The organism is Micromonospora sp. NPDC049799 (genome assembly GCF_040656655.1).
Classification (GTDB): domain Bacteria; phylum Actinomycetota; class Actinomycetes; order Mycobacteriales; family Micromonosporaceae; genus Micromonospora.
Window position 1 is genome coordinate 1 of sequence record NZ_JBFAMU010000036.1, and the last position, 21,861, is coordinate 21,861.

At 70.2% G+C, this 21,861-nt stretch carries 11 protein-coding genes; 1 reads left to right on the forward strand and 10 read right to left on the reverse strand.

From position 1 onward, the window contains the following. The 7 genes from AB0I76_RS05460 to AB0I76_RS05490 all read right to left on the reverse strand — a co-directional run. A partial coding sequence (locus tag AB0I76_RS05460) for a branched-chain amino acid ABC transporter permease (protein WP_357030227.1) occupies nucleotides 1-563 on the reverse strand: 563 nt, incomplete at its 3' end. Then, nucleotides 560-2,452, reverse strand: coding sequence for an AMP-binding protein (locus AB0I76_RS05465; protein ID WP_357030230.1), 1,893 nt, complete (start codon nucleotides 2,450-2,452; stop codon nucleotides 560-562). The genes AB0I76_RS05460 and AB0I76_RS05465, both read right to left, overlap by 4 nt. Further along, a complete protein-coding gene (locus tag AB0I76_RS05470; RefSeq protein WP_357030232.1) occupies nucleotides 2,449-3,222 on the reverse strand; it encodes an ABC transporter ATP-binding protein in 774 nt (257 codons plus the stop codon). Before AB0I76_RS05470 ends, AB0I76_RS05465 begins: the two co-directional genes overlap by 4 nt. After that, nucleotides 3,219-4,013, reverse strand: a complete 795-nt coding sequence (locus AB0I76_RS05475; protein ID WP_357030234.1) for an ABC transporter ATP-binding protein — start codon at nucleotides 4,011-4,013, stop codon at nucleotides 3,219-3,221. Before AB0I76_RS05475 ends, AB0I76_RS05470 begins: the two co-directional genes overlap by 4 nt. 248 nt (nucleotides 4,014-4,261) lie before the next feature. Next, entirely contained in the window at nucleotides 4,262-6,553 is a 2,292-nt protein-coding gene (locus AB0I76_RS05480; protein WP_357030236.1) for a hypothetical protein, read from the reverse strand. An 884-nt stretch (nucleotides 6,554-7,437) separates the two neighbouring features. Continuing rightward, on the reverse strand, nucleotides 7,438-16,899 hold the full coding sequence (locus AB0I76_RS05485) for a LamG-like jellyroll fold domain-containing protein (RefSeq protein WP_357030239.1): 9,462 nt from the start codon (nucleotides 16,897-16,899) through the stop codon (nucleotides 7,438-7,440). 546 nt (nucleotides 16,900-17,445) lie between these two features. Then, complete coding sequence (locus tag AB0I76_RS05490; RefSeq protein ID WP_357030241.1) at nucleotides 17,446-17,721, reverse strand: hypothetical protein; 276 nt, start codon at nucleotides 17,719-17,721, stop codon at nucleotides 17,446-17,448. On the opposite strand from AB0I76_RS05490, the gene AB0I76_RS05495 reads away from it, so the two are divergent. Beyond that, on the forward strand, nucleotides 17,699-19,558 hold the full coding sequence (locus AB0I76_RS05495; protein ID WP_357030243.1) for a tachylectin-related carbohydrate-binding protein: 1,860 nt from the start codon (nucleotides 17,699-17,701) through the stop codon (nucleotides 19,556-19,558). The two genes, AB0I76_RS05490 and AB0I76_RS05495, sit on opposite strands and share 23 nt — an antisense overlap. A gap of 84 nt (nucleotides 19,559-19,642) precedes the next feature. Here the strand turns inward: AB0I76_RS05495 and AB0I76_RS05500 are convergent, their stop codons facing one another. The 3 genes from AB0I76_RS05500 to AB0I76_RS05510 all read right to left on the reverse strand — a co-directional run. Then, complete coding sequence (locus tag AB0I76_RS05500; protein WP_357030245.1) at nucleotides 19,643-20,152, reverse strand: 2'-5' RNA ligase family protein; 510 nt, start codon at nucleotides 20,150-20,152, stop codon at nucleotides 19,643-19,645. Between the two features lie 78 nt (nucleotides 20,153-20,230). Beyond that, nucleotides 20,231-21,499: an epoxide hydrolase family protein gene (locus AB0I76_RS05505; protein WP_357030247.1), complete on the reverse strand. Its 1,269-nt coding sequence runs from the start codon at nucleotides 21,497-21,499 to the stop codon at nucleotides 20,231-20,233. Between the two features lie 48 nt (nucleotides 21,500-21,547). Continuing rightward, nucleotides 21,548-21,861: response regulator transcription factor (locus AB0I76_RS05510; protein ID WP_357030249.1), on the reverse strand; the 314-nt coding region annotated here is incomplete at its 5' end.

The window sequence follows — 21,861 nt, forward strand, 5'->3', positions numbered from 1 at the left end:
GCGAAGACCGCGCCGACCGAGACGCCGTGGGCGAGGGCGGCCTCCTGGTCCAGGGCGGCGGCGCGCATCGCCAGACCGGTGCGGGTGAACCGGAAGAACGCGAACAGCCCGGCGACGAGCAGCCCGGCGGCCACGACGGCGGCGAGGTGCCGCTGCTGCACCTCCACCGGGCCGATGGTGAGGGTGCGCAGCCCCCACGGGTCGCCGACGTGTCGGACGTCCAGGCCGATGAAGGCGTTGACCACGACCCGCACCGCGACGTCCACGCCGAGGGTGATGATGGCGACGACGAACGCCGGACGACCCACCATCGGACGGACGGCGGTGCGTTCCACGCCGAGGGCGAGCAGTCCGGTACCGACCGCCGCGAGGGGCACCGCCGCCCAGAAGCCGACCGCCGGGGTGAGGTAGGTGACCGCGACGACCCCGGCGAGCATGAACGCCGGCTGGGCGAAGCTGATGACCCGGGTGGCCTTGTAGATGATGACGAAGCCGAGGGCGAGCAGGGCGTAGACACTGCCGGTGCCGAGCCCGCGCAGCAGGCTCTCGATCAGCTCGGTCACCGGTCACCCCCGGGCGCGTAGAGCTCGTCGACCAGGTCGGCGAAGGCCCGGGTGACCGCCTCCCGACGGACCTTCTGGGTGGCGGTCAGCTCCCCGTCGTCCTGGTCGAGTTCCCGGGGCAGCAGCCGGAACCGCTTGATCTGCTCCACCGGCGGGTGCCGGCGGTTGACCTCGTCGACCACCGACCGGACCAGCTCCACCACCTCCGGCTTGCCGGTCAGGTCGCGGTAGGTGGTGTACGGCAGCCGCCGCGCCTGCGCCCACTGCCCCACCGTGTCGACCTCGATGCCGATGAGCGCCACCAGGTACGGGCGCCGGTCGCCGACCAGCACCGCCTCCTTGACGTACGGGGAGGTCTTCAGCTCGTTCTCGATCCCCGCCGGACCGATGTTCTTCCCGCCGGCGGTGATCATGATGTCCTTCGCCCGGCCGGTGATCCGCACGTGGGTGCCGTCGACCCACTCCCCCACATCGCCGGTGTGCAGCCAGCCGTCCGGCTCCCGCACGGCGGCGGTGGCCTCCGGGTCGTCCCGGTAGCCCGCGAACACCCCCGGATGGCGGGTGAGGATCTCCCCGGTCGCCTCGTCGATCCGCAGTTCCACACCTTCCTGCGGCTCGCCGACGGTGCCGAGCTTCACCCGGCCCGGGCGGTTGCCGGTGGCGATGGCGGAGTTCTCCGTCATGCCGTACACCTCGTGCATCGGCACGCCGATGCCCATGAAGAAGCGCAGCACCTCGGGGGCGATCGGGGCCGCGCCCGAGGCGGCGTAGCGCACCTTGCCCACGCCGATCCGCTCGCGCAGCGCCCGGTAGCAGAAGACCCACCCCAGGGCGTACGCCAGCCGGGTGGCCGCCGTGTGCCGGCCGCCGGTGGCGACGAGCCGGGCGCCGATCCGGTCGGAGACCCGCAGCCAGAACCGGGCCACGGCCCGCTTGAGCGGGGACGCCGTCGCCACCCGGGTGGTGACCGTGGCCAGCACCTTCTCCCAGATCCGGGGCACCCCGAACAGCAGGGTGGGCTGCACCTCGCGCAGGTTCGCCGGCACGGTGGCGATCGACTCGGCGAACGCGACCTGCACACCCGCGCCCGCGTTGCTCCAGGTGGTGAAGACCCGCTCGGCGACGTGACACAACGGCAGGTACGACAGGGTCAGGTCGTCCGGGCCGGGCGGCGGGTCGGCCAGGCCCCCGCCGTGGGTGACCGTCCGCACGGCGAAGTCCACGTTGGCGTTGGTCAGCATCGCGCCCTTCGGGCGGCCGGTGGTGCCCGAGGTGTAGATGAGGGTGGCCAGGTCGTCGTCGGTGGCTGCGGCCATCAACTCCTTCACCGCGCCGGGATGCGCGACCCGGTGCGCGGTGCCCAGCGCCAGCAGGTCGTCCCAGGCCAGCAGCGCCGGGTGGTCGTAGCGGCCCCGGACGCCGCGCGGCTCGAGATACACCACCTTCTCCAGGTGCGGGCAGTCGTCCAGCACCGCGAGGGCCTTGTCGACCTGCTCCTGGTCCTCGGCGACGAGCACCCGCGCGCCGGAGTGGGCCAGCAGGTAGCCGGCCTCCTCGGCGGGGTTGGTCGGGTACAGCCCGACGGTGGCGGCCCGGACGGCGACCGCGGCCACGTCGGTCCAGAGCCACTCGCGGCGGTTCTCGGCCAGCACGGCGACCCGGTCACCGGGGGCAATCCCGAGGGCGAGCAGGCCGTGCGCGACGGTCAGCACGGTGTCCCAGTACGACTCCCAGGTGACCTCGGACCAGACGCCGTGGACCTTCTCCCGCATCGCGATCCGGCGCGGCGTGTCCCGCGCGTGTCCGCGTACCCGGGAGGCGATCGTCGTGGCGGCGGCGCCGGCGGTTCCGGCGGCGGTCGCGCCCGACGGCGCGGTCGTCGTGGTCATGCCGTGGTCACCTCCCCCAGGTAGGCGCGGAGCACGTCCGGGTGGGTCTGGACCTCCGCCGGGGTGCCGGTGGCCACCGGCTGCCCGAAGTCGACGACGAGCACCCGGTCGGCGAGATCCATCACCAGGCCCATGTCGTGCTCGACCAGCACCATCGGGATGCCGAGTTCCTCGCGGACGTCGAGGATGTAGCGGGCCATGTCCTCGGTCTCCTCAAGGTTCATCCCGCCGACCGGCTCGTCGAGCAGGAGCAGCTTCGGTTCCATCGCCAGGGCCCGGCCCAGCTCCACCCGCTTCTGCACCCCGTACGGCAGCAGCCCGACGGGCATCCGCCGCCACTGCTCCAGCTCCAGGAAGTCGACGATCTCCTCGACGGCGGCCCGCGCTGCCAACTCCTCCCGCCGCGCCCGGCCCCGCCACAAGACCGCCGCGAGGGGGCCGTAGCGGAGGTGGTGGTGGCGGCCGAGCAGCAGGTTCTCCAGGACGGTGAGGTTGGCGAACAGCTCGACGTTCTGGAAGGTGCGGGCCAACCCGAGCGCGGCGATCTCGTGCGGCCGCCGGCCGACCAGGTCGACGCCGTCGAAGACGACCCGTCCGGCCTGCGGTCGGTACACCCCGGAGAGCACGTTGAAGATGGAGGTCTTGCCGGCGCCGTTCGGGCCGATCACCGCGAACAGTTCGTTCCGGCCGACCGTGAAGCTCACCCCGTCGATGGCGCGGACCCCGGCGAAGCTCAGCCGGACGTCGTCGAAGCGCAGGATCTCGGTCACGACAACCACCGCTTCCGTCGCCGGTAGTGCTTCACGTCCCGGAACGACCGGCGGGCGTGCCCGTCGCCGCCGGCGTGCAGTCCCAGGTAGAACTCGCGGACGTCGTCGTCGGCGAGCAACTGCTCGGCTGGCTTGTCCAGCACGACCCGGCCGGTCTCCAGCACGTAGCCGTGGGCTGCGACGGACAGCGCCATGGTGGCGTTCTGCTCGACCAACAGCACGGCGGTGCCGGCGGCGTTGATCCGCACGATCAGCTCACGAATCTGCTCGACCAGGCGTGGCGCGAGGCCGAGGCTCGGCTCGTCCAGCAGCAGGTAGCGCGGCCCGGCCATCAGTGCCCGGCCCATCGCCAGCATCTGCTGCTCGCCGCCGGAGAGGTAGCCGGCCGCCCGGCGGCGCCGCTCCGCGAGCACCGGGAACATGTCGAACACCTCGTCCAGCCGGCCCGGTACGCGCCGAGGGTCGGTGTGCCCGCCGAGGCGCAGGTTCTCCTCGACGGTCAGCTCGCCGAAGATCCGCCGCCCCTCCATCACCTGGGCGACACCCCGACGCACGATCGCCGCCGGCTTGAGCCGGTGCACCGGCTCCCCGTCCAGGGTGACCTCACCCCGGACGACCTCGCCGTGGTGGATGTCGAGCAGCCCGGTGATCGCACGCAGCAGCGTGGTCTTGCCGGCGCCGTTCGCGCCGAGCAGCGCGACGATCCCGCCCGGCGGGACGGTGATGCTGAGGCCACGCAGGACCAGCATCACGTCGTCGTAAACGACTTCGAGATTCCGCACCCGCAGCATCGCCGGCGGCTCCTCCCTTGTGACTGGCGCCACAAGTTACCGAGCATTAAACCTCGCGGAAGGCCATCGCAACAGATCGAATTGGCCGCAACTCGATCACCGAGGCGTCGTGGACCGTCAGCCCCCAGCCCGGCGGCTCCGGCGCCACCGCGGCCCGTTGTGCGGTGAGTGTGTCCGCCGGTCACGAGAGACGACGGGTCCCCGCCGGCCGCAGGGGGCCGACGGGGACGGTCGATCGGTGCAGGACTTCAGCTGGCCGGTGGAGCCGGAAGGGTGCGCCCCGCGTAGGACACCTGAGCGCCGGCCAGGCCCTGCCCGTCGCCGGGCGACAGTTGCCTGCTGTAGAGGCGGAAGGCGCCGTTGCGGTTGCGGAACACGATGACGTAGGTCTGGGAGGTGCCGGTCGAGACCTTCGCCACGGCGGGATCGGTCGCCGCGTTCTCCGGCGTGCCGACGGGGTCGGGGTTCAGCACCCACCACTGGCCCCAGGTCGCCGATCCGGTCGCCGTCTCGAACACCTGGTGGATCTCGTCGTCGTGACCCCGGGCGACGACGGCGAGCCGGCTGAGCTCCGGGTCCAGGATGATCGCCGGGGATCCGGCGGCGGTGAAGTCACCGATCCGCTCCCACTCGCCGGTCCACGTCGTGGTGGAGGTCTCGGCCTTCGTGACGATCGCGCCGTCGGCACGCCGCGCCACGATGCGCGTCCGATTGCCGGGCTGCCACACCGCGGCCGGGGTGCCGGTGACGTTCCCCCCGAGGTCGGTCCAGCCCGACAGGCTGCCGTCGGCGTAGTACAGGGCGGTCTTCACCGTCCCGGCGGTGGTCGTGGCGATCAGCCGGTACGCCTCGTCGTCGTCCACAACGCTGACCTGGCCGACGAGGTCGACGTCGCCCAGACTGGTCCAGGTGGGCGGCCCGGTGAGCTCGCGGTACTGCCACAGGCGGCCGTCGGTGTCGACGGCGAACAGGACGTCCTTGCCGGTGCTGACCCGCAGGCCGGTTGGCGGACCGGCCATCGATCCGCCGAGACTCGTCGGCGCCGGCCAGAGGTAGTCCGGCTCGGTGCTCTCGTTGGCCGACCAGATGTCGGTGTCGATGTTCTGCGCCGCGACCTGGATCCCCTTGTCGGTCCGCTGATGCAGCGACGGCGTGCCGGTGTACGCCTCCTGGCCGGAGATCGGGGCCCACGCGACGTCGTTCCAGGCACCCGGGTCGACAGTGCCCACCCGCAGCACGCCGACGTTGTCGGTGTAGGCGAGTGTGATCTTTCGTACCGTAGAACCGTCCGGCTCGCCTTGCAGCACCGACATGCGGGTGAACGGCACCGTGGGCAGTTCCTGCACCGGGTCGGCGAACCAGCCCTGAAGGTCGACCAGCAGGTGGACCGTCCCGCTGCTGTTGTTCTTGATCCGGATCTTGCCCTCGGCGCCGACCCTGGCGACCGCGAGGCTGGAACGGGCGATCTGACCGGTGCTGAAGTTCGTCACCGACGCCACGGCCGGTGTCGCGCCGAGCGGCCAGACGGTGAAGTGACCGGTGCTGGTCGGGCCGACGGCGGTCAGGTTCAGCACGGCGCCGGCGATCCCCCGGGTCGGCAGGCCGTTCACCCCACCGACCGCCACGTCGACCGTGCCGTTGGCCGGCACCGGGGTCTTGGACCCGGCGGTCCGGGTGTCCAGCAGCCGAGTGGCCGGCACGGTACGCAGACCGGCACCGGTGGTCGGCGTGGCGGTGAAGTAGCCCTGCACCGTGACCAGCGCGTGCACCGTGCCGGTGCCCTTGTTGGTGAGGACGACCTTGCCGTCGGCGGGGAGCTTCACGCTCATGCCCATCGAGGTGGTGCCCACCTGGTAGTCGAGGCTCGTCACGGCGGTGGCCTGACCTGCCGTGGCGACGTTGAGGAAGCTCACCGTGGTGGCCCCGGTGACGACCACGTCGACCAGCGCAGCCGACGCGCCGGCCGGAATCACCCCGCCGGTCAGGGTGACGGTGCGGCTGCCGTTGGCGGCGATCGGGCCGGTGGTGGTGCCCAGTCCGCTCCTGGTGTCCACCACCCGGGCGTGGTCGACCGGGACGAACGCGCCGCCCGCCCCGGTGGTGCCGGTGGTGAAGTAGCCCTGGACGTCGAGCTTGACGTGGGTGCTGCCCGCGAGGTTGTAGACGCTGAGTTGACCGCTGGAGTCGACCGGCACGACCACCGAGTTGGTCAGCACCTCGCCCTTGGCGGCGTTGAGGGACGACGCGGTCGGACGGGTCGCGTCCTTCGGGAACACGGTCAGGTACGTGGCCGCCGTGGGGCTGATGGCGGTCACGTCCAGCAGCAGTGCGCGCACGCCGGTCGACGGCACACCGCCGACGCCGAGGGCGGTGACGGTCGCCGTGTCGCCAGCGGGCCGGGCACCGGTCACGCCACCGGTGCCGTTACGGGTGTCCAGCAGGACGGTGTTGACGGGTACGAAGTCCCCGCCCTTGTTGGCCGCATCCGCAGCCGCAGGGCCACCCTGGACCAAGGACGCCAATGACACCGCGAGAATCAAGGCTGAAATGGTCAGCGTTCCCCCGACGGAGAGTCGCCAGGATCGCCGACGCGTTGCGCTCTTCAAGGATTTCCTCTCTGTTACCCCTGCCGAAACCGCGCCGCCATTGGCAACGGCGCACACACAACATTCTTTACCGACGGTTGCGGTGAGCCCACTCTAGCCAAGACACAAACCATGTCGGGTGACCCTTCGGCGCTATCTACGTCTTTTTCCCTGCCTCGAAGGCTGACGGGCCAGCATCTCACATGCCCGGAATACTTCCGAAGGAATGGCGATAAGGTGCCGAGCCTGATACTCCGCCGAAAGAACTGCTTTCTTGCTACGCACCTCTACGCGGCGCACAGTCGCGTCTGACATCAGTTCCGGATCCAGGAGGAACTCGCGGGAACCCGCTTCCGCCAGCACGTCCAAGAGCCGTACCGAATTTCCCGGATCGCTCTTCAAGCTAGAAAAGACAACCTCATACGGGCCACCCTCGAAGCCAACCACAGAGGTGGTCAGCATGAGCACCCTGCCTGCACCGTCACGAGCCGTAGCGCCCGCCACAGCGGAGAATGGCAAGGTGGCGAACCAGCCGTCGGCGGTCCAGATCGGTAGCTCCTTGGCTTCTCTGCTTGCGTGGACCCTCCATAGCCCAGAGTCGGACTCCACGAATTCAGGCCATCGACTCCGGTAGTAATCCTCTTGGGCAGACGACCATTCCCCGCCAAGACCCGAATCGCGCAGGCATTTCAGATGGCATTGACTTGACAGGCGTTCGACTGAATCAGCGCTATTATTCAGAGCGTACGGAGCGAGGTAGAAATCCTCCCCCTCGATGCCGAATGAAAGGTGGCCACAGAAGACGCACTGCTCCGGCACACCTGCGTCCCGAATTTCAGTCATCGCCGTCCAACCAGGTAGCCGAAAGAGTTGACGATCGAGTCGATGGGGTCCTCGATAATGCCGTTCTTGTTAAAGTGAGTGACATTCCCGCCCCAGTCGATGACCGCCTCCGTCGCAGAGCCCGCCCGAGAGATGTCCTCGGTCAAATCTCCCGCTACTGTGGTGAAGGTCGGATGGGTGTGAAGGATAGGTGTGTCTCCTCTGGGGAACCTTACCCGGTTAGCAACGCCAAGGGTTGCCCGCAGTGCGCCAGTAGCGCTCTGTGAGACCCCGATCTCGCGATTGAGCCATTCCGAGGCTTCGGCGATGGCGCGAGGACGGGCGCCGTTACCAAGACTTACCACCCGGTTGTTCTGGAACGAGTGAACCAGACGCTTAGCGCCCCCGGACATCTGATCCCAACCGATTTGCGGGGTAGCACGTTGCCCACCGCTGAAGGCACGCTCTGCAACCCTCGTACCGAGGCCAGCCACCCTCGAAGTTCCCGCGCGGATGCCGCTTCCAAGCGCGCGCACTCCCGCGCCAAGTGCTTGCCCTGCTACGGCACCCAGGGCACCACCGGCGGCGCCGAAGAGACCGCCGAGGGCGGCATCACCGACCAGGTCCCAGCCGCGCTTGCCGTTCATCGCACCGGTGACCGCCGACCCGACCGCACCGGCGAGCGCGCCGCACGCGACCGCGCCCACACCGGTCCAGCCGATGGCCGCGCCACAGCCCAGGCCGACCACCGCGCCGACGGCGAATCCGACGATCTCGGCGGCATGGTCCTCGACGAACTGGGTCGCCTTGTCCCACATCTCCGTGGCGCCCTCGACCAGGGGTGCGAGCGCCTGGGACGCGGCGAGGTAGAGGTTCTGTTTGAACTTCTCCGGGTCCTTGATGGCCTGTGCCGTTACCGCGACGACGCTCGCCGCGACCTTGATCCCGGCCGATACCAGCTTCACCCCGGCCATCAGCGGCTTCGTCAGGGCCTGCACGACGGGCAGTTTCGTGAACTTGACCGCCTGTTGGACGGCCGCCTTCGCCGCTCTCGTCACCGCGGCCTTGGCCTGGTGTATCCGTTGGGCCACCACGCGGGCCTGTTGTTTGGCCCAGTTGACCGCCGCAGCCCTCGCGTAGTTGAAGCCGGCCTTGATCCCGTTGTAGACGGTCCTGACGACCGACTTGGCCTTGTTGACGACATACTTCGCGGCGCTGGAGACGAAGTTGCCGACGGCCCTGATCGCCGAGACACCGTAGTTCCAGGCGCTGCGTCCCCAGCTGTACGCCGTCGACGCCCAGCTGCTGGCCGTGCTGGTGACCGTGTTCACCACGTTGGACACCGTGTTGGTGACCGCGCGGGCCGCCCGGTTCACCCAGCTCGGCCAGTGGCCGTCCGGGTCGTCGAAGTCCAGCGGTGCGCCGGCGCCGTAGGTGTAGCGGTTGGCCAGGATCGAGTCGCCGCTGGAGTAGTTGACGCTGTCGCGGGAGGCGAAGGTACCGGTGCCGGGGTCGTACCAGCGGGCGCCCATGTCGACCTTGCCGGTGTCCGGGTCGGTCCAGTCGCCCTGGAAGCCCAGGTTCCCGGTGCTGCCGGTGCCGCCGATCTTCTTGCCGAACGGGTCGTACGCGGTGGAGTCGTTCAGCGCTGTCAGGTCGGTCGTGGCGGGGTCGAACGCGGCCACCACGTCGCCGTGCGCGTCGGTCAGCGATAGTCGTTGCTGTCCGGCGGCGCCGGTGGCGAGCAGCTCGTCACCCGGCCCCCGGGCGTAGTACTCGACCCCGTCGGCGACCACGTCGTCGCCGAGCCCGGCGTAGGTGAACGTCCGTCCGGCGCGGGTGGCCAGGCGGTCCAGGCCGTCGTACGCGTAGGTCTGCCCCTCGGCTCCGGTGAGCCGGTCGAAGGCGTCGAACGCGTACTGCTCGGTCAGACCGGAGCTGGTGCGACCGCGCAGGGTGCCCCGCGGGCTGTAGGTGTAGGTGTAGTCCCCGTCGGAGAGCAGCCGGTTGCGCGCGTCGAAGGTGGCTGTCTTGCTACCGGCCCGGATCCTGTTGCCGCTGTCGTCCCACTCGTAGGCGATGGTCCCGCCCGGCCCGGTCCAGGACGTGAGCCGGCCGGCCTTGTCGTAGCCGTAGGTGTTGTTGCCGGCTCCGGCCGTACCCGTGGTGTTCTTGCTGGTCAGGTGACCGTTCAGGTCGAAGCCGTAGCTGACCGAGGCGACGGTCTGCCCGCCGGCGTTCTTGAGGACGTCGCTGTTGACCCGGCCGTAGTCGTCGTAGCCGAAGGTGCGGATCCGACCACTGCCGTAGTCGATCGTCTTGACCGCGCCGGCGGCGTCGTAGGTCAGCTTCTGCTGCTGTCCGGTGATGCCGTCGGTGATCGCGTCCAGCCGGCCCTTGACGTAGCCGAAGGTGCCGGTGCCGGCCACGTCGGTGCGGCTGACCACGTTGCCGTCGTCGTCGTAGCCGAAGCTGGCCGTCCCGGACGGGCCGCTGGTGCTCAGCAGCGCGCCCCGGTCGTTCCAGCTGTAGGAGTTGCTGCCGTTGGCGGCGTTGGCGCTGACCAGTCGGCCGCCCAGGTCGTAGTCGAGGGTGCGGGTCGCGGTGGCGGACTCGGCGCCGGAGCCGGTTTCCGTGGTGAGTCGCCCGGCCGCGTCGTAGGTGCGGGTCCGGTGGACACCACCGGGGGCGCTCAGCCGGACCGGCTTGCCCTCGGCGTCGTAACCGACGGTCCAGGTCCGGTCGGCCGCCGCCGGGTGCGCGGCCGTCGCGGGCTCGATCGCCGACTCCGGCAGCCCGAGGCTGTTGTACGTGTAGACGGTCGAGTTGCCCCGCCCGTCGGTGTACCGGGTGCGGTTGCCCGCGGGGTCGTACCCGAAGGTGGTGGTGATCGACTTGCTGTCGGTGACCGGCTCCACCTGCTCGACCAGCCGGTTCGCCGCGTCGTAGCGGTAGGTCGTCGCGGTCTGGTAGGGGTCCGTGGAGGAGGTCATGTTGCCGGCGACGTCGTAGCCGTAGGTCTGCGTGCGCAGGACGGTGCCGTCGGCCTTGAGCTGCGAGTCGGCCGTCCGGTTGCCGAACAGGTCGTACGCCACCCGGGTGGTCCGGCCGAGCCCGTCGGAGATCCGCACCTGGCGGCCGGCGAAGTCGTAGCCGAAAACGGTGGCCACGCCGGTCGGCGCGGTGGTGCGGGTCAGCTCGCCGACGGTGTTGAAGGTGTTCACGGTGGTCGCGCCGGTCGGGGACACGATCGAGGTCAGGTCGCCCCGGTCGTCGTACACCATCCTGGTGACCAGGTTGCGGAGCGTCGGATGCCGCTCCACCCGGGTCTGCGTGACCTGCCGGTCCAGGTCGTCGTAGGTCGACTCGACCCGCGCGCCGGTCGGGTCGGTGACCGACAGCACCTCACCGGTGCGGGTGTAGGTGTACGTGGTGACGGCCCGTTCCTGGTCCGTGCTGGACGGTTCGTCCCGACGGGTCATCCGGTTGAGCTGGTCGTAGGAGAACCGGGTGGCGCCGCTCGGGTCGATGGTCTCCACCACGTTGCCGAGGGCGTCGTAGCGGTTGCGGGTCTCCGGCGTGACCGGTTCCGTCACGCCCGGCGGCTGATAGGTCGGCGCGATCGTGCGCACCGGCCGGCCGAGCTTGTCGTACTCCATCCGGGTGACCTGGCCGCGCGGGTCGCGGGCGGCGGTCTGCTCGCCGAAGGAGTTGTAGTCGGTCGACGTCTCCGGGCTGACCGTCGCCGGCGCGCCACCGTTGCTCTCGGCACTCACCGCCGGGCCGGTCGCACCCACCGGCCGGCCGAGTTCGTCGTAGCGGAATGTGCTGGTGAAGGCGGCCTTGTTCGCCCCGGTGACGTTGCCGCGCGGGTCGGTGACGCTGGTGCGCAGGCCACGCTGGTCGTAGGTGTAGCTGGTGACCCGGGTCTCGGTACCGGCGATCACCTTCTCGACGGTCTGGTTCCCGGCGTTGTCGTAGGTGTACTCGACCGTTTCCGTCGCGGCGGCCACGAGCCAGGGCAGGTTCGAAGCGTTGCCGGTGCGGGTGGTGCGGGTGACGTTGCCGTTCGGGTCGTGGGCGAACGTGGTCGTCCGGCGGAGCCCGGTCGGGTCCAGGACGGTGCTGGTGAGCTTGCCGGCGCGGTCGTAGGTGTGTTCGGTGACCTGGGTGCCGTTGGCGGCGACCTTCTTCGTCACATTGCCCGCGCCGTCGTAGGTGTTCTCCTCCACCACGTAGTCGCGCTTGGTGCCGTCCGGGTTACGGAAGTCCTTCATGGTGATCTTGTGAAGGAGGTCGTCCCGGTAGTACGTGTACTCCAGCCGGCGGCCCATCGCATCGGTGTCGCTGGCCAGCCGGCCGGCGAAATCGTACGAGTAGGAGTGCAGCACCAGGTAGTCACCGGTGTCGGGAGCACCCTCGGGGTCGCCGCGCCAGTCGCGCAGCCGCACCTCGGCCACCTTGTTCTGCGCGGTGTACGCCCAGTCGTACCGGTTGTCGTTGGCGTCCGTCATCGAGGTGCGGTTGCCGAACCGGTCGTAGCCGTAGCTGGTCTCGTTGCCCTCCGGGTCGACGATCCGGACCGGCCGGTTGTACTCGTCGTACTCCGTCGTGGTGGACCGCTCCGGGTCGCCGCCGAGCAGGTCGACGACGGTGGTCCTGGTGACGTTGCCGTCGGCGTCGTACTCGTTGGTGGAGCGGGACTGGTGCTTGGTCCCGGAGATGGCCTCCGTGGTCGCCGGGCCGGTCACCGTCTGCACCCGCGAGTGCTTGTCGTAGGTGTAGGTGGTGGTGACGCCGCCCGGGTAGGTGTCGGAGATGACCTTCTCGGTGAGCCGGCGTCCCAGGGTGTCGTAGGTGAACTCGGTGACCAGGCCGGACGGTTCGGTCACCCGGGCCAGGTCACCGTTGCTGTAGTACGCGTGGCTGGTGACCTTGCTGCGGGCGTCGGTGCTGGTCTTGAGAAGGCCCGCCGGCTGGGTGCCGCCGCCGACGGCCATCTCGCCGCCGTTGGTGTAGGTGTGGCTGACCATGCTGCCGTCGGGGTTGGTCTGGCTGGACAGTTGCCCGTCCGGCTCATAGGTGAAGCTCGTGCGGTACATGGTGTCGGTGGCGTTCGCCGAGCGGCCGTCCCGTGACTCGACGGCCAGGTCGACCTTCGGGTCCAGGTCGTCCGTGATGATGGCCGAGTAGGTGTAGTAGCTGGTGAAGCACTGGGTGGCGGTACGGCAGTTCTTGCGGGTGGCGAGGCGGCCGCGGCCGTCGTAGGTCATCTCCACCGAGGCGCCGTCCTCGTTGGTGACCTTGCTCTGGTACCCCTCGGCGTTGTACGAGTACGTGCGGATGGCCATCCCGTCCAGGGGGTGCCGGACGAAGACCGGGCCGCCGGAGGTGTCCGGGATGATCGTGCAGAACGCCGGGTCGTTGGGATCGGGCTGGGTGCAGGTCGGCGTGGGATCCGGGCTCGGCGGCGAGGTGGGTTCGCCCGGCCGGTCCTCCTCACGCATCTCCAGGCCGAGCGGGGTGCCCGAGCGCAGCAGGCGGCCGGCGAGCGCGTCGTACTCGTACAGGTGGGGGCGGTTCCCCGGGTCGAGGACCTGGATGCTGCGCCGCAGGTCGGCGTCACCGCCGTAGATGGTCGGCAGGCCGATCTTCCAGGTGCCGCCGTTGTCGTCGGTGTACTCCTTGACCCGGTCGGTGGCCGTGTCGTACTCGACCTCGCTGGCGACCCGCCCACTGGGCAGGGTGACCTTCGTCAGCTGCTGGGCGGCGGGCTTGGCGTACCGGAAGTGGGCGCCGACGGTGTCCGGACCGAGCGGGCGCGAGTAGACGGCGACCTCGTCGATGACGCCCGCGAAGTGCCGCTGCGCGGTCGTGCCCCAGCCGGGCCAGGAGGTCGGCGTGGTGGCCGAGGCGGCACCGACCTGGTTGAACGTCAGCAGCGAGTGCTCGATGGTCTGCCCGGTGCGCTCGCCGACCTTCACGCCGTCGAGGTACATCGTCTGGGTGGTGCCCATCGAGGACAGGACGACGTGGTGCCACTTGTTGTCGTTCACGGTGAGGGTGGAGGTGATGGGCGCGATGGTGCCGCCGGCGAACTGGCCGCGCAGCCGACCGTCGGTGCCGGTGTAGAGCACCGGGACACCACTGGTGGCGGCGGTGCCCAGCGCCTTGTCCTGGTAACCGATCAGCGGGCCACCGGTCTGCGTCAGGCCGATCTTGAACCAGAGCTCCACCGAGGCGTCCCGGCTCTTCTTCACCAGGCCCTTCGGCAGTTCCACCGCCGAGGAGGTGCCGTTGAACGAGGCCGCGGTGTTGGTGGTGCCCTCGACGACACCCGGCTGGGCCAGGGTCACGTTCCGGTAGGTGCCGGCGTCCTTGCCGAGGTTGATGGCGACGTCGCTGGCCGCCGCCGTGCCTTCGCCCTCACCGAGCCGGTAGTACGAGTCGGGGCGGGCGTCGAGCACCGCGGTGCGGTAGTGCGAACCGGCGGCGTACTCGTAGGAGGTGCACGCGTCCGTCGGCGAGCAGACCTTGGTGAGCAGGTCACCGGTGTAGGTGTAGGTCCATGCCAGTTGGGCGCCGTCGACCGCGTCGGTCCGGACCGTGGTGATGTGCTCACCGGTCCAGGTGAAGTGCAGCGCGCGGCCGGCGGTGTTGGTCTGGCTGTTGGACACCTGGACCTTGGCCAGCTTGCCCGTCATGGCGTCGTAGAGGAGGCGCACCGATCGTGCGCGCTTATCGCTGATCTTGTTCAGCTTGCCGAGCAGGGAGAACTCGTACGTGGTGCCGGAGCGGTCCAGCAGCTGCCACTTCGTCGAGTCGACGGTCAGCCGGGCGACCCGGCCGGAGGGCGCGGCGTACGTGCCGTCGGGGTTCTTGCCGAACCGCACCTCCTGGCCGTCCGGGTAGCGGATCACCACGTTGCCGGACCCGTCGTTGTCCGGGGTCAGCTTCATGTCGTAGCGGCTGGACCAGCCGGCGCCGAACGCGGCCGACGGCCGGGGGTCGAGGCTGTTGTAGGTGCGCAGCAGGTTCAGCTCCGGACCGACGGTGGCCACGGTGGCGTCGATGGCGGCGGTGGTGTAGTTGCCGACCTGGGCGTCGAACTCCCGACCGCGTTCCGCGTCCGGCGATCCGGCGATCCGGGACAGCAGGTCCGGCTGGGGCACCGAGGTCACCAGCACCGAGTCCGGCGAGCGGACCTCGTTGGCGACGTCCTTGACGTACGCCCGCCACGCGTAGCTCTTGCCCCAGGAGAGTCGTCCCGCCGGCACCACCCAGGAGGGTTTGGTGACGTAGCCGGAGTTGGTGCAGTTGCTCAGCACGCCGGTGTCCGAGCGGTCGCAGACCTCGAACTTGAACGACAGGGTGGCACCGGGGGGCGCGTCGGAGTCGACGGCCCGCGCCCACAGCAACGGGGTGAGCGTCGGTGCCTGGTACCCGTTGCCCGGGTACAGCTCCTGCACCACCGGCGGCACGTCGAAGACCTGCAGGACGATCCGACCGGGCGGCACCTGGTGGTCGGTGAAGACCACCCCACCGGTGCGGACCATGGTGAAGTCCAGGAAGTACGCCCCGGGCTCCAGCCGCTTGACGGTCGCGTCGAGGGTCACCTTCGCACCACGGGCCAGGGTGGTCGGCAGGTTCGCCGCCCGCTGCTGGGTGACCGCCGCACCGGTCTGCGCGTTGTAGACCCGGTAGGCGAGGTAGTAGTTGGCCGGCGTCCAGGCCTCGGCGCCGAGGTTGGTGACGGTGACCTTGACCTTGCCGTCCTGGTTGCGCAGGACCGGCGGTTCCGGGCTGGGCTTCGGGATCGCGTACGTGGCGTTGTACGGCGAGTGGGTGACGTACAGCTTCGGCGGGTTCGCGGTGCCGGTGCCGGCGAACCGCTTCCACGCCGTGGAGTCGGTGGTCGACGCGCGCAGGGACAGGCCGTGGTTGGCCTGCTCGCCCTTGACCCAGCGCTGCACCAGGTTGCGGCCGGCGACGCCGAGGTCGAACGCTTCACCCGCGGCCGGGCACGCCGACTGGGACTGGCCGAAGGCGATGTAGCCGTGCGCGAAGGAACGGCTGGCCAGCGAGCTTCCCACCGCCGGGCCTGGGTAGGAGTAGCCGGTGCCGGCGCTCCACGCGCCGGTGACCGGGTGCACGGTCACCGCGCGGGGCTTGCAGCTCGCGGCGTCGTAGTTGACCACCGAGAGGGCGACGCCGTGGATGGTGTGGTTCTGCAGCTGGCTCAGCCCACCGAACTTGAGGTAGGCGGCCGCGTTCGACCCGTTGGACCGGCCCACCAGCAGTTCCTGACCGCCGGTGGTCGAGCTGCCGCCGTGGACGTACATGCTGCTGTCGGAGCCGATCCCGGTCACCGGCGGACCGACGGTCGGGTCGACCTCCACCGGGTAGCTGCGGGCGGGGTCGTTCAGCCACGCGCGGTCGAGGGTGACCCGCAGGGCGGGCTGACCACCGACGGTGTCGAGGTGGTAGGTGACGCCGGTCGAGGTGGCCGGGCCGTCGGAGCCCGCACCGGCGTCGACCATGTAGCCCGGCGGGATGACGGCCCGCTGCGTGCCCGCCTTGTCGGTCAGCACCACCTGGCCGTCGACCAGCTTCGCGGTGAGGTCTCGCAGCGCCAGCGGGAAGACGTACGACGTCGGGGCCTGCGCCGAGTGCAGGACGAGGGTCTCCTTCACGCCGCCGGGGCGGGGCTCGAGGCGTAGATCGACGTCCGGCCGGACCCTGGGGTAGGTGACGCCCTGTGCGGTGGCCTGCCCGGCCACCGGACCGGCGTCGGCGAGCCGGAATCCGAACTGGGCGCCACCGGTGAAGGTCAGCCGGACCAGCTCGGCCGCGTCGGCCCGGTCGGCCAGCCGCGTCTCGACCGCGTCGGCGGTGTTGCGCCAGCCGGGCCCGTCGGCGGCGGGCACCAGGGTGGGGTCGATCGGCGCCCAACTGCCGTCGGGGCGCTTGTAGTTGACCGGGGCGGTGGAGATCTCGGTGGTCTGGGAACCGTCGGCGTTGTCGTACACCCGCTTCCGCTCGTCCCGCTCGGCGGGGCGCTCGCGGCTGGTCGCCTTGTCGTAGCCCTTCGCCGTGCCGGCCGGCGGCTTCGCCACGGTCGCCTTGTTGGCGCGTGACGTCGCCTCCTGCGGCAGCCGGTGCAGCGGATACTGGCCGCGCAGCGACTTCGGCAGGTCGCGGTTGGGCTTGCCCTTCGCGACCTGCCCGCGTCCGGCGGCGGACTCCCATGCCTGTCCGGGTCTGTCACCGGCTGCGGTGCCGCGACCGGCACCATCGCGACCGGGCTGCCCGTGCTGGCCGGTGGACAGTCCGCTCACCCCACTGCCGCCCAGGTTGAGCGCGAGCACACCCACCATGGCCGCGGCGACGGCGGGTCGTAGCACCGTGGCACTGAGCAGGTGGCGGCGCGGCGCCGACCGGTCGGACCGGTCGAACACGCGCCGAAGGCCGAAGGACATCGTCAACCCCCGGGTTGATGGGTGAGCGGACGGGCGGCACGGGCGCGCCGGGGCGCGCCGAAACCGCCCGCGGGAACGGGTCGTCGGGTGTACGTGGGCCCGAGGGGTGGCGACGTCAGAGGCGGCGAATCAACACCGGGGACGACGGACGCGGCAGCCGGAGGGCATGAGGATGCGACGGACGAAGAAAACGGGACTCAGACCGAGCGGAGACCACCTGGACAGCTCGGGAGAACCCGTTGGCGACTATGCGCAGACATGCGATTGGACACGACCTCACACCCCCGTGTGTGCTGCTCATTCAATTGCGCCGCTGTACCGTCGCAGTGGGTCCCCGTCTATGTCAAGCCCGGAGACGGCGACTACCGCCGCACACGCGTCCGACCTGCGATAACTACAGATCGTGACGTCAGCGCCGATGGATCCGCGCAATAAGAGGTGAGAAGTCCGATATTTTCCCTGCCCGGAGCGTCCCTGAAGAGCGCTTGGCAGGGGGCATGCCGTCATGCATCATGGACGCCGTCGACGTCGGTCGACCGTCCCGGCTCACCACGGACGCAGTTTTTTCCATTCGGTGCGGCGGCCATTCATCGGCATTAGCGCCTGCACCGGACACACACGGGGGAGGATCGTCAGCACCATGTCCGACAATTCCCAGAACAGATTATCGGGAACAGTTTCCCGGCGCACCGTGATGCGTTTCGCCACCGCGCTGACCGTTGTCGCCGGCAGCCTCGCCGTACCATTCGCGGCGTCCCCGGCACAGGCCGCCGACCAGTTCTCGTGCACCGGTCCGGCCGTGTTCTTCAACAGCACCAGCACCGGCACGCTGGTCCGGCGCACGTACAGCACGCCCGGTAGGACCGGCGGCACGTGGACCAGCGCGACGACCATCGGATCGAGCGGCTGGACCAACTTCGGGCGGCTGCTCGGCGGCCCGGACGGCCGCGTCTACGGCATCAATTCCGCCGGCCTCACCCGCTACCGGTGGACCGGCACCCAATTCGAATACGTCGACGGCAAGCAGAACTGGCTGATCAGTTCGAGCTTCCAGGGATATGCCGGCGCCACCCTCCGCGACAAGATCACCGTCGACGAACGCGGCGACTTCTACCTGATCGACGGCAAGGGCATGTTGCGCTGGTACCGCTTCGACGAGACGTCGCGGACCTGGACCATCTCCGGCCGCATTCTCGACACCGGCTGGGACCGGTACAACCTGCTGGTCGCCACCTCCCCGGGTGTCCTCTACGGACGGGCCGCCGACGGCCAGCTCTACCGGCACCGCTTCGACCCGGTCAGCCAGCGGTGGATCAGCCGCGACAAGCTGGTCGGTGGAACCGGGTTCGGCTCCTTCACCAAGGGCTTGTTCTCCGCAGGTGGCGACACCCTCTACGGCATCCAGGCCGACGGCGAGTTGTACCAGTACCGCTACCGTGAGGACACCCTGAGCTGGGAGCTGGTCTTCCACAAGATCGGCTCCGGCTGGGGCTTCCCGAACGTCTTCACCACTACGAACACCTGCACGCAGGGCGCCGTGGCCAGCCCGGCCCGGCCGGCCACGCCGATCCAGGAGAACACGCCGGTCGCGGTCATGCAGGCACCGGCCGTCAACACGGCCCTGGGCACACTCGAGGTCGCCTACACCGACAACATCGGACGGTTGCTGCACGGCCGCGCCAACCCGGACGCCGTCCAGGAGATCCAGTGGGCCGCCGCACCCGGCAACGAGGCGCACACCGGCAAGCCGGCGCTCGTGGCCAACAGTGAGAACAAGGTCGCCCTGCTGGCCCACGAGACCGACAGCGACATTCGGATGCTGATGCAGAAGACCGCGGGCATGCCGGACTGGAACCCGTGGCTGGAACTCGGCGGCGCGATGAAGTCGGAGCCCGCGACGGTGCGGCTGTCCGACGGCAAGCTGGTGGTCTTCGCGACCGACGCGAGCGGGGCGCTCTGGTACCGCTGGCACGAGAACCCGACCAGTGACCTGATGGCGTGGACTTCGCTCGGCGGCAGCGGGTTCACCGGCACCCCGGTCGTCGTGGCCGGTGCGAACGGTGCGGCGACCGTCCTCGTGAACACGACGGCGGGCACGCCGCAGGTGGCCACGTGGCAGGCCGGCGCCCTCACCTCCGGGTGGACCAGCCTGGGCGGCACCGGTCTCACCGGCACGCCGAGCACCGTGCTGCTGCCCGGCCCGCGCCTGATGGTGTTCGGCACGCACTCCGACGGATCCGTCCGGACGCAGGTCCAGAACACCGATGGCACGTGGCCGAACACCTGGACCACCATCGGGGACACCTCGCTGGTCGTGCCGCAGGGTCCGGCGACCGCCGTGCTGAGCCCGACGAGCGGGCGGGTCTGGGTCTTCGTCCGCGGGGCCGACGGCACCATCTACGGATCCGTCCAGACCTCGGCGGGCTCCAGCACCTGGAACGCGTGGACGCCGGTCACCTCGGGTGAGACGTACGTGTCCGACCCGACCGCGTTCACCTGGCAGAACTCCGGCGGGTTCCAGATCGGCTTCGCCGTCCGCACGCTCAACGGCTCCGTCCGGTTGTGGGCGACCGACCAGTCGAGCAGCGTCGCGGCGCGGACCGCCGTCAAGACCGACGGCCCGTTCGTCCGGCACGACCTCCCGGCTCCGCCGCGCTGACCGGGTACCGCTGACGACGGCGGTCACCGGGGCATCCACCGCCCCGGTGACCGCCGTCGCCGTTTCCGCGAGGGGCACCCCGGTTCAGCGCAGCGGGGTCACCGAGCGGTCCACGCTGTCATAGGTGCGGCCCGCCACGAAGCTTCCCGCTGGACCGTCCGCACCGACCACGGCCCGGGCCAGCGCCGCGTCCGCGTTTCGGAACCGCAACGCCAGGCTGACGTGTGGCCGCCACCGTCCGGGCGAGTGCCAGGGATGGTGTCCGTCCGCGTCGCGCAGCACCTCCCACACCGCGGCGTGCAGCGCGGTCAACGACGGATCCGGGCGGATCGACCACACCAGGGGCGCGCTGCCGCCCAGCACCTGCAGATCGACCAGCTTCACCGGCAGTGGCAGCACCTCGGCGAAGAGCGCGCCGAGCCGCGCCGCCGCTCCCGGCGGAAAGTCGTCCACCGCCGCGAGGGTCAGGTGCGGACGGTTGGTGGGATGGGTGTTGCCGGCAAGGCTCGGCAGGCCGGCCGCGGCCAGCCGCTCCCAGGCGGCGCGTACCGCCGCCTCCAGTGCCGGCGAGCAGACCAGTTCGACGGTACGCACGTCGCCCACGGTAGCGCCGGGCTGTCCGCCGGCGGCCGCCCTTCCGTCAGAAGCTGCTCACCGTGACCCCGAGCGGGCTCAGGATGTCCGCATCGGCCGGAACGCGGCCCGCACCTCGGCCGCGAACACGTCGGGCTCCTCCCAGGCGGGGAAGTGGCCGCCCCTGTCGACCTCGTTGAAGTAGGCCAGACCGGGGTAGACCGTCTCGGCCCAGCTGCGCGGGGCAGCCCAGATCTCGCCGGGAAACGTCGTGAAGCCGACCGGAACCGAGACCGCCGGAGGCGGCTGTCCGGCCGCGGCGGACGCCGCCTGGAATCGGCCGAACTCCCAGTACCACCGGGCGGCCGAGGCACCGGTGCCGGTCAGCCAGTACAGCGTGATGTTGTCGACGACGCTGTCCCGGGTCAGACCGCCCACCGGTTGGCCGTCGACGAACGCGCGGGACATCTTGTAGTAGCTGTCCGTGTCGTGGTCGAGCATCCAGGCCGCCAACCCGACGGGTGAGTCCAGCAGGGAGTAACCGATGGTCTGCGGCCGGGTGGACTGCTCCAGGAAGTAGCCGAAGCCGTCCGTGGTGAACGTGTTGAGCGCGTCGTGCGCCGCACGTTCCTGCTCGGACTCCGCCGGCAGTTTGTCCTTGAGACCGATCGCTCCAGCGAGCAGGTTGACGTGGATGCCGAGCAACCCCTCGGGTCCCTTGCGGCCCATCGCGTCCGTGACGGCGGCACCCACGTCGCCGCCCTGGGCGACGTAGCGCGTGTAGCCGAGGCGGTCCATCAGCTCCGCCCACGCGCCTGCGATGCGGCCGTTCTCCCAGCCGAGCTCGGTGGGCTCGCCGGAGAAGCCGTAGCCAGGCAAGGACGGCAGCACCAGGTGGAATGCGTCCTCTGCGGTGCCGCCGTGCGCGGTCGGGTCGGTGAGCGGGCCGACCACCCCGAGCAGCTCGACGACCGAGCCGGGCCAACCGTGCGTCATGATCAGCGGCAGGGCGTTCTCGTGCCGTGACCGCACGTGGACGAAGTGGATCTCGACGCCGTCGATGTCGGTCGTGAACTGCGGCAGGGAGTTCAGCTTCGCCTCGAACGCGCGCCAGTCGTGATCGGTCGACCAGTAGCGGGCCAGCTCCTGGACCGTCGCCAGCTGCACGCCCTGGGAGCGATCGGGGACCAGCTCTCGGCTGGGCCAGCGCGTGGCCACGATCCGGCGACGCAGGTCGTCGATCGCCTCGTCCGGGACGTCCAGCCGGAAGGACCGGATTTCCTTGTCGTCGCCCACGTTCTCCCCCTGCCGGGTCAGGTCGGCCCCGCGCCGGGAGTCGGCGAGGCTGGCACCCGTCCATCCTGGCATCGGCCCGGTGACCGGCGGACCGGATCGCGAAATCGCGGGTCGCGGTGGTCAGAGCCAGCCCGCGTCGCGGGCGGCACGGACCGCCTCGGCGCGGTTGTCCACGCCGAGCTTCTGCACCGCCGCCGCCAGGTAGTTGCGCACCGTGCCGGTGGACAGGTGCGCCCGACGGGCGATCGCCGCCGCCGGCGAACCGTCCTGCGCCAGACGCAGCGTCTCCAGCTCCCGCGGGGTGAGCGGGCACGGCGGGATGAGCAGCGCGTCCGCGGCCAGCGACGGATCGACGTACCGGCCACCGGCGTGCACCCGGCGGATCACGTCGGCGAGCGCGCCACCGGGTGCGCCCTTGGGCAGGAACCCCCGCG

Excerpts from the sequence above, each read along its gene's own strand:
- AB0I76_RS05465 (WP_357030230.1), bottom strand. The coding sequence starts at position 2,452 with ATGACCACGACGACCGCGCCGTCGGGCGCGACCGCCGCCGGAACCGCC.
- AB0I76_RS05475 (WP_357030234.1), bottom strand. The coding sequence starts at position 4,013 with ATGCTGCGGGTGCGGAATCTCGAAGTCGTTTACGACGACGTGATGCTG.
- AB0I76_RS05485 (WP_357030239.1), bottom strand. The coding sequence starts at position 16,899 with ATGTCCTTCGGCCTTCGGCGCGTGTTCGACCGGTCCGACCGGTCGGCG.
- AB0I76_RS05505 (WP_357030247.1), bottom strand. The coding sequence starts at position 21,499 with ATGCCAGGATGGACGGGTGCCAGCCTCGCCGACTCCCGGCGCGGGGCC.